We start from the raw sequence: 13,982 nt of genomic DNA on the forward strand, positions 1-13,982 counted from the left end.
GGAACGTGAGGCTTATTCATCCTTTCAATGCGCAAGGCATGTGCTCCAAAAACAGGCTTTGCTCGATTTCTCGAAAAGGCAAGCTCTTTTGCTCTTATGCGCTCTACTATCGTGCGATTTACGGACTCGCAATCGGATTCACCTAGCTCCGGGAAACAGCGCATCCACGCATCCGGGTCTATAAACATTACACTTTCTTCCTCGCCCTGCTCTTCTAGTTCACATGCATATTGCTGCTGCTCTGCAAGTGAAAGATCCTTAGAAGGAAGCGGCGATATGGAATGACGAGGAATTCTCCTAGCCCTTAACTCTCCGCCACCAGAAACGAAATACTCCCAGGTTGATAAATTCGGATAATCCTCAATCTTTTCCACCAATCCAGCCTCCTGCGGATTGGTATACAAATACACTATCCGCTCAATAGCTTTCTCCGCATCCAAGATAACTGTGCCAGCATATCCCTCACACCAAATAGTCCGCTTTCTCCTGCCAAGTAAGCGATTAATCGCATGGGCCGATTCCCGCTTAATATACCCAACAAAGTCTTTAACACATTCAGGATCCTCCACTACCAAAATCCCATGGACATGGTTAGACATAACTAGCATGTGGCATACGGTTATGTCGTAGAGCTCAAAAGCCTTAGCAATGATTCCTTTAAGAATCACGCGCATATACGCCGCTGCAATTAACGGCAAGCCTTCCTCCGCTCTAAAGCTTACTTCCAGGCAAGTGTTATTAACAAAACATCTACGATTTCTTCCCATTGCTGATACACCTCTACGCTAGCAGCCAATAAATGGCGCATTAAATTACCTATTAGGATTTAGTCATATGTGACTCCGAGCCCGCTACGCTCAGCCACGTCAAATCTTATCGGCAACGTTCGCGTCAATGTGGCAAGAAATGAGAAAAAAAGGAGTAACGGCGTTCCAGCTAGAAAAAAAGGAGTAACGGCGTTCCAGCTAAAAAAAAGGAAACACTGGAACGCCGAGGATGTCCCTAAGTAAAAAAAAGGAAACACTGGAACGCCGAGGATGTCCCTAAGTAACGGTAGCTGCTAGATGCTGTAGATAAACGATATACCTAATGAGAATTCGTTTACGGTTGCATCGTCAACCGCACTCGTGTAACTCAGTTTCGGAGTAACCGAAATATCTCCTAGCGCAAGAGCAAAGGACATTCCATAAGTTACATGCATTAAACCACTGTCATCGCTATATACCTTTTCAGCGTTTGACCCAAAGCCAAAGTCAACATAGGGGGTGACATTGAAACCATCGCCGAGAACAGCCCAATTTAGGGTGTGGCTAAATCCGAGCAGATAATATTGTGCGTCAAAAAGATCGTAGTCATTATAGAATGCTAAGTAAGGTTTTAAAATTGTATCCAAGGAAACTGAAGCGAAGTATTCGGCCGTATTTTCGATATCGTCGGAATCTCTAGGGTAAGTATACCAGAGATGCCCAACCCCGAAGCTAACTGGCCCAAATTCCATATCGTAGCGAAGAGTATGGTCCAGTTCTGTAAACTTTTCGTCTTGGTGATCGCCTTCAGCTGGTAGATGCGCCCACACATTACCCCCAAGCAAGCCAATGTCGCCAAGCGCATAGGTGGCACCTATGCTTGGCTGAATGCACGCGCCGTCATGAAAATTAAAGCCGCGAAACATGTAGTCCGACATAAAATCGGAGCTCAACGTTACTTCCCAGGCCTTCTCAGGGGAGTCTGCATAAGCCGGGCTTACCAAAACGGCCAGCATGAGCAGCAAAAACATCCGAATGATAAGTTTTCCTTCCTTTAACTTTTTCATAAATATTCGTTCATCTCTTAAATTGCGGGTAAAATACTTCGGCCAACTGAGCCAAGCTAATCATCGTGCAAATAAACACTACAATGAGTAACGTCAGGTGGCACCAAAATTTTTCGCAGAAAGAAATAAACACTATTTACGCACAAAATAACGATCGTGTAAGCGCTGACAATGTTCTTCCATGCCCATCATGCCGCAGCACAGTTAAATTAGTGCACGCCAACTTTCTTCTTAGTTTGAGCCACTTACACGAATTCTGCTCTAAAACTGACTTGAAAACTATACGACAACGAAAAATAAAAAACCTGGAATAACCTCGACATTACAAATAAAAACAAATGAACATGACAATACTCTCCTATACCTGCAACTTGTAAAATTACTGGAGACACTAGCATCATATTTTAGGATAAGGTATTAAGTTAAAATAAATGAAAATCTTATTTTAGGCTTAAGACGAAGAAAATGAGAAGAGATCTGCAGGGAAAATATGTGGTTATCTCGACGACAGGTGAAACTGTTCGAGCTTTTGTGCCTTCACCACTTCCCCCACGACCAGCAATAAACTGGACGCCTCAGTTGCAAAAAAAATTCGACGAGGCACTTCTTGCGTTAGGGCGCTTGGATAGCGTGTCGGCCTTACTGGGCGATACTTCGCTATTTCTTTACATCTATATTCGCAAAGAGGCCGTGCTTTCCTCGATGATTGAGGGAACGCAGTCTTCGCTTGCCGATCTACTGTTGTTTGAGTTGGACGAAATACCAGGTGTCCCTATTGATGATGTCTCGGAGGTTAGTAACTATGTAGCAGCCCTAAACCGAGGCTTAGAATTTCTAGAACAAGGGCTACCGCTTTCGTTAAGACTGTTTTGTGAGATTCATAAAGTGCTTTTAGCTAGAGGTCGAGGCAGTCACCAATTGCCAGGAGAATTTAGACGCAGTCAAAACTGGATTGGCGGCACACGACCCGGTAACGCCGCCTTCGTGCCGCCGCCCGCAAAGAATGTGCTAGAATGCATGGGCAAGTTAGAGCTGTTTTTACATGACACAGCACAAGTAACGCCGGTGTTACTTAAGGCAGCACTGTTTCACGTGCAGTTTGAGACAATTCACCCATTTCTCGATGGCAACGGACGTCTGGGTCGACTGCTGATTACATTGCTATTGTGTGCAGAGAAAGTGCTAAGAAAGCCAATGCTTTACCTGAGCCTTTATTTTAAAACACACCGCCAGTATTACTATGAGCTTTTAAACAACGTGCGTTTGACTGGCGACTGGGAGGCTTGGCTCGATTTTTTTGCCGATGCAGTTATCGTCACCGCAAACCAAGCGATTGAGACGGCCGGGCAACTTTTTGATATGTCAAAAATGGATCGAAATAAGATCAACACCATCGGCCGCGCTGCGACATCGACTTTAGCAGTGCACCATGCGCTGATGAAGCATCCCATCATAACTCCGCGTGCTTTGGCGAAAAAAACAGGCATCTCCCCTGCTACCGTAAACAAGGCTCTAATTAATCTCCAAAGGCTTGGTATCGTTAATGAACTTACCACCCAAAAGCGCAACCGCATTTTTAGTTACGCCCGATATCTAGAAATAATAAATCGCGGCACCGAATTGCCAAGTAGTTAGACAATTTGGAAAGAGCATTTGGAACAAGACCAAACTATCTACTCCACTACGCAACATAAGTGCCTATCCCCATAAACATTATCCACTCGACGCACTGCTGGCCAGTACTTGTGCACCTTTAGCCAAGGTGCTGGATAAACCGCTTGCTCGCGACTGTAGGGATAGTTCCATTCCTCAACTGCTAACATCTGGGCCGTATGCGGGGCATTTTTTATTGCGTTATTCTGCTTATCGACCTTGCCGTCTTCTATATCTTTTAATTCTTGTCTAATAAGAATCATCGCATCGCAAAATCTGTCGAGCTCCTCCTTTGATTCACTCTCGGTAGGTTCAACCATTAAAGTCTCAACCACGGGGAAGGAAACCGTTGGCGCGTGGAAGCCATAATCCATCAGCCGCTTGGCAACATCAGCCGCCTCAATCCCAATCGCCCTCTTAAACCCACGCAGATCCAAAATGCACTCATGCGCCACAAAACCTTGCTTGCCGCGATAAAGCACTGGAAAATATTTCTCAAGCCTGTGAGCAATATAATTCGCATTTAAAATTGCCACCTGAGACGCACGCCGTAACGATTCGGGTCCCATCATGCGAATATATGCCCACGAAATTGGGAATATACCTGCGGACCCATAAGGCGCCTGCGATACGGAACCAATCGACAACTTGCCCCCACAATCGCTAGCAAAATGCCCTGGCAAGAACTCCCGCAAATGCCTTCCTACTGCAATCGGGCCAACTCCAGGCCCTCCTCCTCCATGGGGAATGGCGAAAGTTTTGTGAAGATTTAAGTGGCAAACGTCTACACCAAAGTCACCAGGACGACACAAACCAACTTGCGCATTCATGTTGGCTCCATCCATATATACTTGACCACCGCAATCATGAATGGCTTCGACAATCTCAATAATTCTATCCTCAAAAACCCCATGAGTAGACGGATAGGTGATCATCAAACAAGCAAGCCTATCCCTATATTCCTCGGCCTTCGCCCTCAAATCCGCAACATCTACGTTCCCTGCGCTGTCACAGCGAACGACAACTACCTCAAGCCCAGCAAGAGCTGCAGTCGCTGGATTCGTTCCATGCGCCGATTGCGGAATTAGACAAATGTCTCGTTTCCCCTCGCCACGATGTTGGTGATAGGCGCGAATTACTAGCAATCCCGAATACTCGCCCTGAGAACCGGCATTCGGCTGCAAAGAGACCGCGGCTAATCCCGTAACTTCGGCCAACATCTGCTCTAGTTCAGCAACTAGTTCTAGCGATCCCTGAGTCTGCGCTACGGGCGCAAATGGATGGAGATTCGCAAACTCGGGCCAGGTAACGGGAAACATTTCTGATGTAGCATTTAGCTTCATCGTACATGAACCCAGTGGAATCATAGACGTAGTAAGCGACAAGTCCTTGTTTTCTAGCCGCTTTATATAGCGCAGCAGTTCGGTTTCTGAATGATAACTATTGAAGACTTCGTTAGTAAGATAAGGCGTGTCGCGCCTCACTTGAACGTCCAAATCGCTACTTGCCGACTCCTTTAGCCTGTTAAAATCTTCCTGCGAAAATTTGCTTCCAGCAAGAACTTCTAAAATCTCCTGCACATCAGACAAAGTGGTCGTCTCGTTAAGAGATACACCGATACTATCGCTCTCAAAGATGCGAAAGTTCATCTTGGCGATGCGACCCTGCTTTATAATCTGATCTCTCTGACTAGAGGATTGAACCATGACCTGCAAAGTATCGAAAAACTGACCACTCTCGCCTAAAGACAAACCAAATTTGCGAAGTCCCGCTGCAAGCAACGAGGTGAGAAGATGAATTCGCTCCGCAATACTTCTTAATCCCTCTGGGCCGTGATAAACGGCATACATCGACGCCATCACTGCAAGTAAAACCTGAGAGGTGCATATATTACTAGTAGCCTTCTCTCGCCTAATGTGTTGCTCGCGGGTCTGTAGAGCTAAGCGAAAGGCCTTGTTGCCAGCTGCATCCTTCGATACGCCGATAATTCGCCCCGGAACCTGTCTCTGGTATTCTAACTTCGTCGCAAAATACCCAGCATGTGGCCCGCCAAATCCAAGCGGAAGGCCAAACCGCTGCGAGCTACCGATAACTACATCCGCTCCCCAAGTCCCAGGAGCTTTTAGAATAGCTAAACTAAGTAGATCCGCGGCAACTACAACCAGAGCATTATGGACATGCAGACTAGCACAGAAACCACTCCAATCCCTGACCTCGCCGTGCGTTCCTGGATACTGAATTAAGGCACCAAATAAACGCTGCGAAAGTTCTGTTTTCCTATCATCTCCGACAACGACGTCGATCCCTAAAGGTTTAGCGCGCGTCTTAACTACGTCAATGACGTGCCGATGCACGTTAGTAGACACAAAAAAAGCATTCTTTGTATCGCTACCCTTAATGCGATGGCAAAAAGTCATAGCCTCCGCAGCAGCCGTGGCCTCATCTAACAAGGATGCATTTGCAAGCTCCATTCCCGTCAAATCAGCTATCATGGTTTGGAAATTTATCAGCGCCTCCATGCGACCTTGAGATATCTCTGCTTGATAAGGCGTGTATTGTGTATACCACCCAGGATTCTCCAAAATATTGCGCTGCACGACTGGAATACTTATGCTTTCATAGTACCCCATTCCGATAAAAGATCGGCTGCAAATATTCTTTTTTGCCTTTTCGCGCAGTTCTCCAAGCACTGCAAACTCGCTAGCCGCTGGCCTCAGATTTAGCGGCTCTTTTGCCCGAATACCACTTGGCACGGTCTTATCCACTAACTCGTCAATCGACGATACGCCAAGCTCCGATAACATGCTCTGAACTTGCCCATCATCCGGCCCAACGTGATTGCGAACGAACGAAGTTGACTGATCCGAAACGAGATTACTTAGAGACTTCATCTAAATACGCCTTATACTCATCGGCACCCATATGCCCTTCAATCTGCCCAATATCAACTGGCTCAATAACTATCATCCAGCCTTCGCTAAACGCCGCCGTGTTAATTAGTTCAGGTTTATCAACAACTGCTGCATTTACCTCAACAACTTTTCCATCGACCGGAGAATATATATCGCTAACTGCCTTAACCGACTCCACAGTCCCAAATGACTGCCCTTTTGTTACCTTTGTTCCAACTTCCGGAAGCTCGACAAAAACGACATCGCCCAGTTCCTGCTGAGCATAATCAGTAATCCCAACTACGACCTTTCCCGCATCAACTCTCATCCATTCATGCTCGGATGTGTACTTAAGTTCAGCTGGTAGACCCATATTTTTTTGCCCTTACATAAAAAGGAATCTTACACACTACTACACTAACTCGTTTTCCCCGTATATCCGCCTCTAACTCAGTGCCAACTTCGCACCTATCTACATCTACAAACGCAAGCCCTACGGGCTTGCTAATACTCGGCGTCTTCGTTCCACTAGTCACTACGCCAACTTCCTTGCCAGAAAAAAGACTTACGCCCTCGCGCACAATTCCGCGGCCAGTGACTTCCACGCCAACCAATTTTCGTGAAATTCCGCCTTCCTTCAGTCTCAGCAATGCGTCCTTGCCGATAAAAGCGGGCTTATCAAACTTTATATATTTTCCCACGCCCGACTGTAACGCGCTCACGTCATCCCGCAACTCGTGCCCATGCAATGGATAACAGGCCTCCAACCTCAAAGTATCCCGCGCAGCTAGGCCAACCGGCTTCAAGCCGTAAGGCTTGCCAACATCTATTAGCAATCGCCACAACATTGGACCTGCATGGTTAAGACAAAATATCTCAAAGCCATCCTCGCCAGTATATCCCGTCCTAGCGATAACCAGCTTAACGCCATTTAAGCGGCCTCCTGATGGCACGTACTCTGTCACGCTAAACGAAGTCAAGTTTGTAGCCGATAATAAATTGTCATGCACTCCAAGAGCATTGCATAATACCTCTTCTGCCCTAGGACCTTGAATGGCCACCTGCGAAAACTCGTTAGATCTGTTCTCGATCTTAGCGTTTTCGTCATTGTGATTACTTAGCCAGAGGTAATCCTTATTAGTGTTAGAGGCATTTACACAAAGCAAATAGGACTCGGGCGCAAGGCGATATATGATAATGTCATCGACCACGCCACCAGTCGTATTTAGCAGCAACGAATATTGCGCTCGCCCTATTTTCAATACCTCTACATTATTGCTAGTAACGCGCTGCAAGAAGGCAAGCGCCTTTGGGCCATCGACGATAATTTCTCCCATGTGACTTACGTCAAAGAGCCCAACTTCATTGCGAACTGCCAAATGCTCTTCCGTTACACCACTGTATTGCACCGGCATCTCCCAGCCACCAAAACTTGTAAACTTTGCATGTAGTTCCTGATGACAGGGATAAAGCGGTGTGCGCGATAGCGTTGGAATTTCAGATAACAAACTCATGAATTAAACCTTCCTACGAGCTGACTCTACAGTATTTGCTAAAAGCATTGCAATGGTCATGGGCCCAACTCCTCCCGGGACTGGAGTTATAGCCTGAGCAACTTCGCTCGCTTCAATAAAATCCACATCACCAACGAGCTCACCTTCTGCGGTTCTGTTGATGCCAACATCGATAACTATTGAATGCGGCTTAATCCAGCTACTCTTAATCATTTTTGGCCTTCCAACCGCCGCGACTAAAATATCTGCCTGGCGGCATTCTTTGTCGAGCTCCAGAGTTTTTGAATGGCACAAGGAAACTGTGCAGTTCCTGTCTACTAACATCATTGCAACGGGCTTACCCACCAGCACTGAGCGGCCAACGACAGTCGCTTTTAAGCCATCTAAACTTTTAGATAATCCGAGCTCCTCGCGAGCGCGATCTATAAGAGCCATAACGCCAAGAGGCGTACAGGGCTTAAAGCCCTCTCGCTTTTCGTCGCCATGATTTCTAGTGCGCAATAAAAGCCCCTGGTTTAGCGGATGCAAGCCATCGACGTCTAAGCTAGGATCTATGCAGCGCAGCGCAGCTAGCTCATCTATCCCATTCGGCAGTGGTAACTGTAGCAAAATTCCATCGAGATTGCGTTCGGCGCTAAGTCCGGCAAGTTTAGCCTGTAAACTTTCATTGGTAATACTTCCAGGTATTACTACGTCAGTTGTCTCCATCCCAATACTTAAAGCTTTAGCAGTTTTGGTTTTTACATAAACTCTTGAAGCCGGATCCTCTCCGACTAGCACCACTGCTAGATGTGGTTTTCTACCCAAAGCAACCGTTAAACTTGCGACCTCAGACTTGAGGCGCCCGAGCACGTCCTGAGCCAATTCCTTGCCACTAATTACTAAGGCAGCCATATGCAAGCATTCATTTCTCAAAAAGGAACAACAGGTTTTTGTAGATTTTAATCTCCAAAGTTACTTACACCAAGCATCACAATTATTCCAGTCCCTAGAAATTTATTATTCGGACGACTCCTTGACGATATATGACTGTTGAAAATAAGCTTAATGTATATTATTGGAATAATAATAGGCATATCGCCTTGTAGTCCAAAGACTCCTTTAAGCGAGGATAAGGCTAATGATTATAGGAATTCCAAAAGAGCGAAAACCAGACGAGAGAAGAGTTGCGCTCATCCCCGATGGTGCGCGGGTATTAACCAATCTGGGCCATCGAGTCCTTCTCGAAACCCAAGCTGGGGCATTAAGTGGGTTTTCAGACGATGATTTTAAGGCTGCCGGCGCTGAAATCGTGCCGGATCTCAAGTCAGTTTGGGGTCAGTGCGAGCTGCTAGTTAAGGTAAAAGAGCCTTCTCCCGATGAGATTGGTTTTTTTAGGCCTGGATTGGCGGTTTTTTGTTTCTTGCATCTTGCTGTTGCACCGGAACTCACAAAAGCAATGGTAGAACAGAAAGTTACAGGCTTAGATTACGATTTAGTGACACTTGATGACGGCCGGTTACCGATCTTAGAACCAATGAGCGTCATAGCGGGAAAACTTTCCATACAATGTGGCGCATACGCATTGCAGGCTAACTGCGGAGGACGTGGCGTACTGCTTGGTGGTGCCGTGGGAGTTCAACCTGGGAAAATAGTAGTTGTCGGTGCGGGTGCTGCCGGAAGCAATGCAGCTAGAGTGGCCTTAGGAATTGGAGCCGAGGTTTCCATCTTGGATATTAACCCCCAAAAACTTCAACCGTTTGCTGAACGAATTCCTCCAACGAAAACTCTCTTTTCTACGCCGGATACCCTTAGACGAGAAATAGCGGAGGCCGATCTGGTAATTGGGTCCGTGCTCGTTCCGGGGGCTTTGGCGCCTAAACTTCTCACGCGTGAAATGCTTACGACAATGAAAAAGGGCTCGGTAATAGTGGACATTTGCATAGACCAAGGTGGTTTTGCGGAGTCTAGTAGGCCCACTACTATTTCTAATCCAACATTTGTCGAAGACGATGTGGTGCATTATTGCGTGACTAACATGCCGGCACTTGTGCCACGAACTTCTACCATCGCACTAACTAACTCTACATTATTGTGGATACAGCGAATTGCTGGCCTTGGAATTACGGGTGCCGTTAGAAAATCTCCACCACTTCGCCGTTCGCTAACGAGCTACAAAGGAAATTTAACTAATGCAGTTATTGGACGAGATTTAAACATGAAGTTCTTAACAGAACACGAGGTAAACGAACTCTTAATCGACTAAGACAAGAAATAATGATTAAGATCAAAGCTAATCTAGCTATAAAAACCGTGCCCTGACGCCCATGACCCCTGCCATAGTACCACAGTTTTCGCTGTGCATGCGACTGGCAGACAAAAATGAGGAAACTTAACTAGCGGCCACGGCCTTCGCTTTCATCGATCTGCCGATAACTGGCGTGTTGATTATTAAGGCGGTACTATTTGTATCGCGCTCCCAGTTTACTTCTAGCTGCTCTCGCTCTAAGACAAAATACTTAGTAATCACCTCCAACAGATCCTTTTTAAATAGATCCATTGCCTGAGGAGTAAGTCCGGCACGATCCTGAACAAGCACCATTTGCAACCTGTTCTTCGCCGTGACCTTGCTAAAGTGCCCTTTGAACAGTATGTTTTTTAAATTACCAATCACTCCTCTTTCCCCTGCTTAAGTAATTTACTTTAATTATTACGGCTACCCCAAATACATTCTCTTACACTTACGCTGCTCTGAGGCGCTTTCCTAACTTTGCCCAAAGCCCCAAGCCGATATTGAGGTCTTCCTGTGGGACATCCGGACTACCTGTCAATCGCTCTGCCACTCTCATATACGCACGGCCGGCCGCCGAAATCTTTGTATTATAAACTACTGGCTCGCCAGTATTGGCAGAAACAATTATGGCATTGTCGCGGTCTATCATGCCAATTTGTTCTATCCCTAAAATGTCAATGACATCCTGCGGAGACAACATATCTCCCTTGCGCACCATGTCTTTGTCAACTCTATTAATCAACAACCGCGCATCGATATTTTGCGCCGACAACAATCCGATAACACGATCTGCGTCGCGAATCGCCGCGACGTCTGGAGTTGTAACGATAATCGCCGAATCAGCCCCAGCACAGGCATTGCGGAAACCTCGCTCTATGCCAGCAGGAGAGTCTATAAGGATAAAATTAAATTCGGACTTTAGCTTATTTACAACATTTGCAAACTCGCGCTCAGTCAACACATCCTTTTCATCCGTCTGAGATGCTGGCAACAAAAACAAATTGTTCGACTTCTTGGACTTTATTATGGCCTGCTGCGGCTTACAAACACCTTTAGCTACGTCGACTATGGTAAAAACTATGCGATTCTCCAATCCCATAATGACATCGAGATTGCGAAGCCCAATATCAGCATCAATTACCAATACTCTCTTGCCCTTAAGTGCAAGTGCCGCACCTAAGTTCGCAGTCGTAGTCGTCTTTCCAACGCCACCCTTTCCTGATGTGATTACAATTGCCTTACCTGACATTTCACTCCCCTGTGTTTTTTCCTTACTGCACGAGCACCCGAAACATAATGGGCCAGACTATCCTTCAAACAAAAAAACTAACTTCTTAGCGAAAATACTCTCGAATTAAACGCCTCTACCACAATGCGACGATCCTCTATTCGCGCAATCTCAGCTCCTCTTCCCCGCTCTCCATTCCCTCTAGAAATCACCGAACCGATTCTAAGCTGCATGGGCTGCATCGACAGCGCAATTATTACTCTGTTTAAACAATCGTCGTCATAAGCTGAGGCGTGCGCAGTGCCGCGCAAGCTGCCAAAAACTATTATATCGCCTCCCGCAACAATATCTGCACCTGGATTAACATCCCCAATAATCACTAAGGTGTATGGAGTTTCTATGCGCTGGCCAGATCTAAGCATGCCATATACAATTCGAGCGTTGGCATCCTCCTCAAATAACTCTTCCTCCCCTAACAGATCAGTAACGCGTTTTAAACTTTCAGCATCCATTACACCGCGACCTTGAGACTGAGACGACACCTGTATTTCGGCACTTAAGCTCGAGTCCTGGTTATGAACACTTCCTCTGGGATAGATACCAAAAGGTTCCAGCATCGATATAGGATTTTCGACACCTTTAGCTTCATCAAAAAAATTATCCGATTTAACTTTTTTCTCTAGCGCGAGATTAACTTCTGCGTGCTCATCTGCCTGTCGCGAACTCTTCCCAGATGTAAGTGTAAGCTTTGGCGACTTTTTCTTTCGACCGGCAATTTCTACTCCGCATTGCTCTCTCAAAAGGCTTTCAAGATGAGAACTTTGCTCCTTAGTCGGCAAGCGATCGAGCCATTCAATCCCTATCTCCCCACCTTCCAAAAAGCGCTTCCGCTCGCCCAAAAAGGATCTTACTTCTGACAAAATATTATCCCAATTAGCCCGACCGTCAATGCGTAAAACCAAACCCTCTTCTGTCCCACGAGCAGTAACTATTTTTGAGTTCGAAGGAGCAATATCCTGCTCCAAACCAGAGATACTTCCAGGCAAATCCATAATGTGCTCCCCAGTCTTTCTGTTAGAACTCAACTCGTCGTCTAGAAAATTAGTCACAAATAATTTCTCCCTCGTTCGCTACTTCAAGTTATTTATAGCAATCGCTCATTTGGAGTCAACAAAATTAGATCTGAAAACGTAGCTAATACAAAAAATGTTTTCTACATTATTTATTCTTAACTTTGAGGGTAATGCGTATTCTGAAAGAATTCGGCCACTGATTCTAAAAATCCGGCCACCTGTTTTTGTAAATACCGCAACTAATAGCGGAGATTAGTTTAAAGGATGTATACCGTTTCCAAAAAGGATTTTTGTAAATGGTATAGCCTCGAACACAATTTTGGTCATGGCTCGCAGTTTTCAGCCTTCAATTTCTACCTCCTGACCATGCTTGGCCTCTATACAGACGCCCGTCAACAACGCCAATTTATGCAATTCCCTGCTATCTCACTGCCGCCAAGCGAATTTATTGCCAATTTCTCTCACTCACAACGCTTCGCCCAGAATTGCTGCTTTGTATGCGGTCGGGGTCGAGAGGAAGAGGAAATGAAAGATAATTATTAGGTGGGTAGTCAAATAAACAAATTTTAGATATATGGCAGGCTATGAACGCGCTTATTTTTATAATGTTCTCATTGCTTGCACCGGCAAGCACGTGGAGATCTGTTGTTTGCCATATGGCACCGATCTTTGAAAAGGAATGCGTAATGCCCAGCATGGTAGCACAACAAAATGCGGAAAAGAAAACGCGAGTTCGCCTTAGCTCGCCGCGGGGAACGTTTAACACCGGATACTACACCCGGCTTGACCGCGTAGAGATTACTGCCAAGAATGTGGGCGAGGTTGGAGCAAGTGACGTTGTTGTTACCGTGACCACGCCGGGGGGAAATCATTATGCACTTTCCGGCCCAAATTCTCTTGCTGCGCACGCGGAGGCTATCTACGTGCTAAGCCTCTCTGAGGTGGTTGCATCCACCAAGGAAATAGAAGCCGAAGTTACTTGCAGCAACTGTTATCGCTGAGAGCAACACATAGAATTAAACGCCCCAAAAAATTACAAAAAGTACCCTCGGAGCCTCTGTGGAAACTGAAGTCGCTTAAAGCAAGGTCGTCTATGCACTAGAAAAACAAGCATTTATACCGCGAGGCAACTAACTAAGCCACGTATAGATGGGAACTATATCGATATTTTTCCCGTCTATGTTGAGGCGCTCTTCGTGATCATAGCTAATGATGCTTCCGCGGTTCAACCCTAGGACATCCATGCCCTCGCCTAGTGCCCTGAGCTCTCGCTCTCTGGTGACGGGATCGCTTAGGTCGTAACAGACCTGAATGGCTTCCACGGGTTTATAATTTTCGCTAACAATAAAATCTAGCTCATATCTTTCCTTAAAATAGGACACCTCTTTCTCGCGACGCCTGAGTTCCACGCATACAATATTTTCCAGCAAGCGCGTAGAATCATCATGTATGGAGCGCGAAACCGCGGTCCACAATCCCGTATCCACGCTATATACCTTCTTAGGATCGCGCGTTTGCACCTTAAAGTTTTGATGATA

General features: G+C 46.1%; 13 protein-coding genes. 3 read left to right on the plus strand and 10 right to left on the minus strand.

Annotated elements, in window-relative coordinates; all coding sequences use genetic code 11:
• Both IT291_04270 and IT291_04275 read right to left on the minus strand, forming a co-directional pair.
• The coding region (locus tag IT291_04270; GenBank protein ID MCC6220440.1) for a transposase at positions 1–767 on the minus strand (767 nt) is incomplete at its 3' end.
• Positions 768–1,060: 293 nt separating this feature from the next.
• Positions 1,061–1,813 carry a hypothetical protein gene (locus IT291_04275; GenBank protein ID MCC6220441.1) on the minus strand — a complete coding sequence of 251 codons (753 nt, stop codon included), beginning with the start codon at positions 1,811–1,813 and terminating at the stop codon, positions 1,061–1,063.
• Between the two features lie 465 nt (positions 1,814–2,278).
• Here IT291_04275 and IT291_04280 point away from each other — a divergent pair, with 465 nt between their 5' ends.
• Positions 2,279–3,448 (plus strand): Fic family protein, encoded by a 1,170-nt coding sequence (locus tag IT291_04280; GenBank protein ID MCC6220442.1) that lies wholly within the window; start codon positions 2,279–2,281, stop codon positions 3,446–3,448.
• A gap of 38 nt (positions 3,449–3,486) precedes the next feature.
• Here the strand turns inward: IT291_04280 and gcvP are convergent, their stop codons facing one another.
• The 4 genes from gcvP to IT291_04300 are packed head-to-tail and all read right to left on the minus strand — an operon-like array spanning position 3,487 to position 8,765.
• Positions 3,487–6,357: an aminomethyl-transferring glycine dehydrogenase gene (gene gcvP / locus IT291_04285; protein MCC6220443.1), complete on the minus strand. Its 2,871-nt coding sequence runs from the start codon at positions 6,355–6,357 to the stop codon at positions 3,487–3,489.
• Positions 6,341–6,730 (minus strand): glycine cleavage system protein GcvH, encoded by a 390-nt coding sequence (gene gcvH, locus IT291_04290; GenBank protein ID MCC6220444.1) that lies wholly within the window; start codon positions 6,728–6,730, stop codon positions 6,341–6,343. The genes gcvP and gcvH overlap by 17 nt, the downstream gene beginning before the upstream one ends.
• Complete coding sequence (gene gcvT, locus IT291_04295) at positions 6,714–7,871, minus strand: glycine cleavage system aminomethyltransferase GcvT (GenBank protein MCC6220445.1); 1,158 nt, start codon at positions 7,869–7,871, stop codon at positions 6,714–6,716. Before gcvT ends, gcvH begins: the two co-directional genes overlap by 17 nt.
• Before the next feature lie 3 nt (positions 7,872–7,874).
• Positions 7,875–8,765, minus strand: coding sequence for a bifunctional 5,10-methylenetetrahydrofolate dehydrogenase/5,10-methenyltetrahydrofolate cyclohydrolase (locus tag IT291_04300; GenBank protein MCC6220446.1), 891 nt, complete (start codon positions 8,763–8,765; stop codon positions 7,875–7,877).
• A gap of 226 nt (positions 8,766–8,991) precedes the next feature.
• Between IT291_04300 and ald the strand changes: the two genes are divergently transcribed.
• Positions 8,992–10,116: an alanine dehydrogenase gene (ald, locus tag IT291_04305; protein MCC6220447.1), complete on the plus strand. Its 1,125-nt coding sequence runs from the start codon at positions 8,992–8,994 to the stop codon at positions 10,114–10,116.
• A 126-nt stretch (positions 10,117–10,242) separates the two neighbouring features.
• On the opposite strand, the gene IT291_04310 is transcribed toward ald, so the two are convergent.
• From IT291_04310 to IT291_04320, 3 genes are all read right to left on the minus strand, one after another.
• A complete protein-coding gene (locus IT291_04310) occupies positions 10,243–10,452 on the minus strand; it encodes a cell division topological specificity factor MinE (GenBank protein MCC6220448.1) in 210 nt (69 codons plus the stop codon).
• A gap of 139 nt (positions 10,453–10,591) precedes the next feature.
• A complete protein-coding gene (gene minD / locus IT291_04315; GenBank protein MCC6220449.1) occupies positions 10,592–11,392 on the minus strand; it encodes a septum site-determining protein MinD in 801 nt (266 codons plus the stop codon).
• Between the two features lie 77 nt (positions 11,393–11,469).
• Positions 11,470–12,480 carry a septum site-determining protein MinC gene (locus tag IT291_04320; GenBank protein MCC6220450.1) on the minus strand — a complete coding sequence of 337 codons (1,011 nt, stop codon included), beginning with the start codon at positions 12,478–12,480 and terminating at the stop codon, positions 11,470–11,472.
• 620 nt (positions 12,481–13,100) lie between these two features.
• Here IT291_04320 and IT291_04325 point away from each other — a divergent pair.
• Entirely contained in the window at positions 13,101–13,445 is a 345-nt protein-coding gene (locus tag IT291_04325) for a hypothetical protein (protein ID MCC6220451.1), read from the plus strand.
• A 129-nt stretch (positions 13,446–13,574) separates the two neighbouring features.
• Here IT291_04325 and IT291_04330 read toward each other — a convergent pair.
• Positions 13,575–13,982 (minus strand): ATP-binding protein (locus IT291_04330; GenBank protein MCC6220452.1); only part of this gene is annotated, 408 nt, incomplete at its 5' end.

It is taken from the genome of Deltaproteobacteria bacterium (genome assembly GCA_020845775.1).
GTDB lineage: Bacteria > Bdellovibrionota_C > UBA2361 > SZUA-149 > JADLFC01 > JADLFC01.

Excerpts from the sequence above, each read along its gene's own strand:
- IT291_04275 (MCC6220441.1), bottom strand. The coding sequence starts at position 1,813 with ATGAAAAAGTTAAAGGAAGGAAAACTTATCATTCGGATGTTTTTGCTG.
- IT291_04280 (MCC6220442.1), top strand. The coding sequence starts at position 2,279 with ATGAGAAGAGATCTGCAGGGAAAATATGTGGTTATCTCGACGACAGGT.
- gcvP (MCC6220443.1), bottom strand. The coding sequence starts at position 6,357 with ATGAAGTCTCTAAGTAATCTCGTTTCGGATCAGTCAACTTCGTTCGTT.
- gcvH (MCC6220444.1), bottom strand. The coding sequence starts at position 6,730 with ATGGGTCTACCAGCTGAACTTAAGTACACATCCGAGCATGAATGGATG.
- gcvT (MCC6220445.1), bottom strand. The coding sequence starts at position 7,871 with ATGAGTTTGTTATCTGAAATTCCAACGCTATCGCGCACACCGCTTTAT.
- IT291_04300 (MCC6220446.1), bottom strand. The coding sequence starts at position 8,765 with ATGGCTGCCTTAGTAATTAGTGGCAAGGAATTGGCTCAGGACGTGCTC.
- ald (MCC6220447.1), top strand. The coding sequence starts at position 8,992 with ATGATTATAGGAATTCCAAAAGAGCGAAAACCAGACGAGAGAAGAGTT.
- IT291_04310 (MCC6220448.1), bottom strand. The coding sequence starts at position 10,452 with ATGGTGCTTGTTCAGGATCGTGCCGGACTTACTCCTCAGGCAATGGAT.
- minD (MCC6220449.1), bottom strand. The coding sequence starts at position 11,392 with ATGTCAGGTAAGGCAATTGTAATCACATCAGGAAAGGGTGGCGTTGGA.
- IT291_04325 (MCC6220451.1), top strand. The coding sequence starts at position 13,101 with ATGGCACCGATCTTTGAAAAGGAATGCGTAATGCCCAGCATGGTAGCA.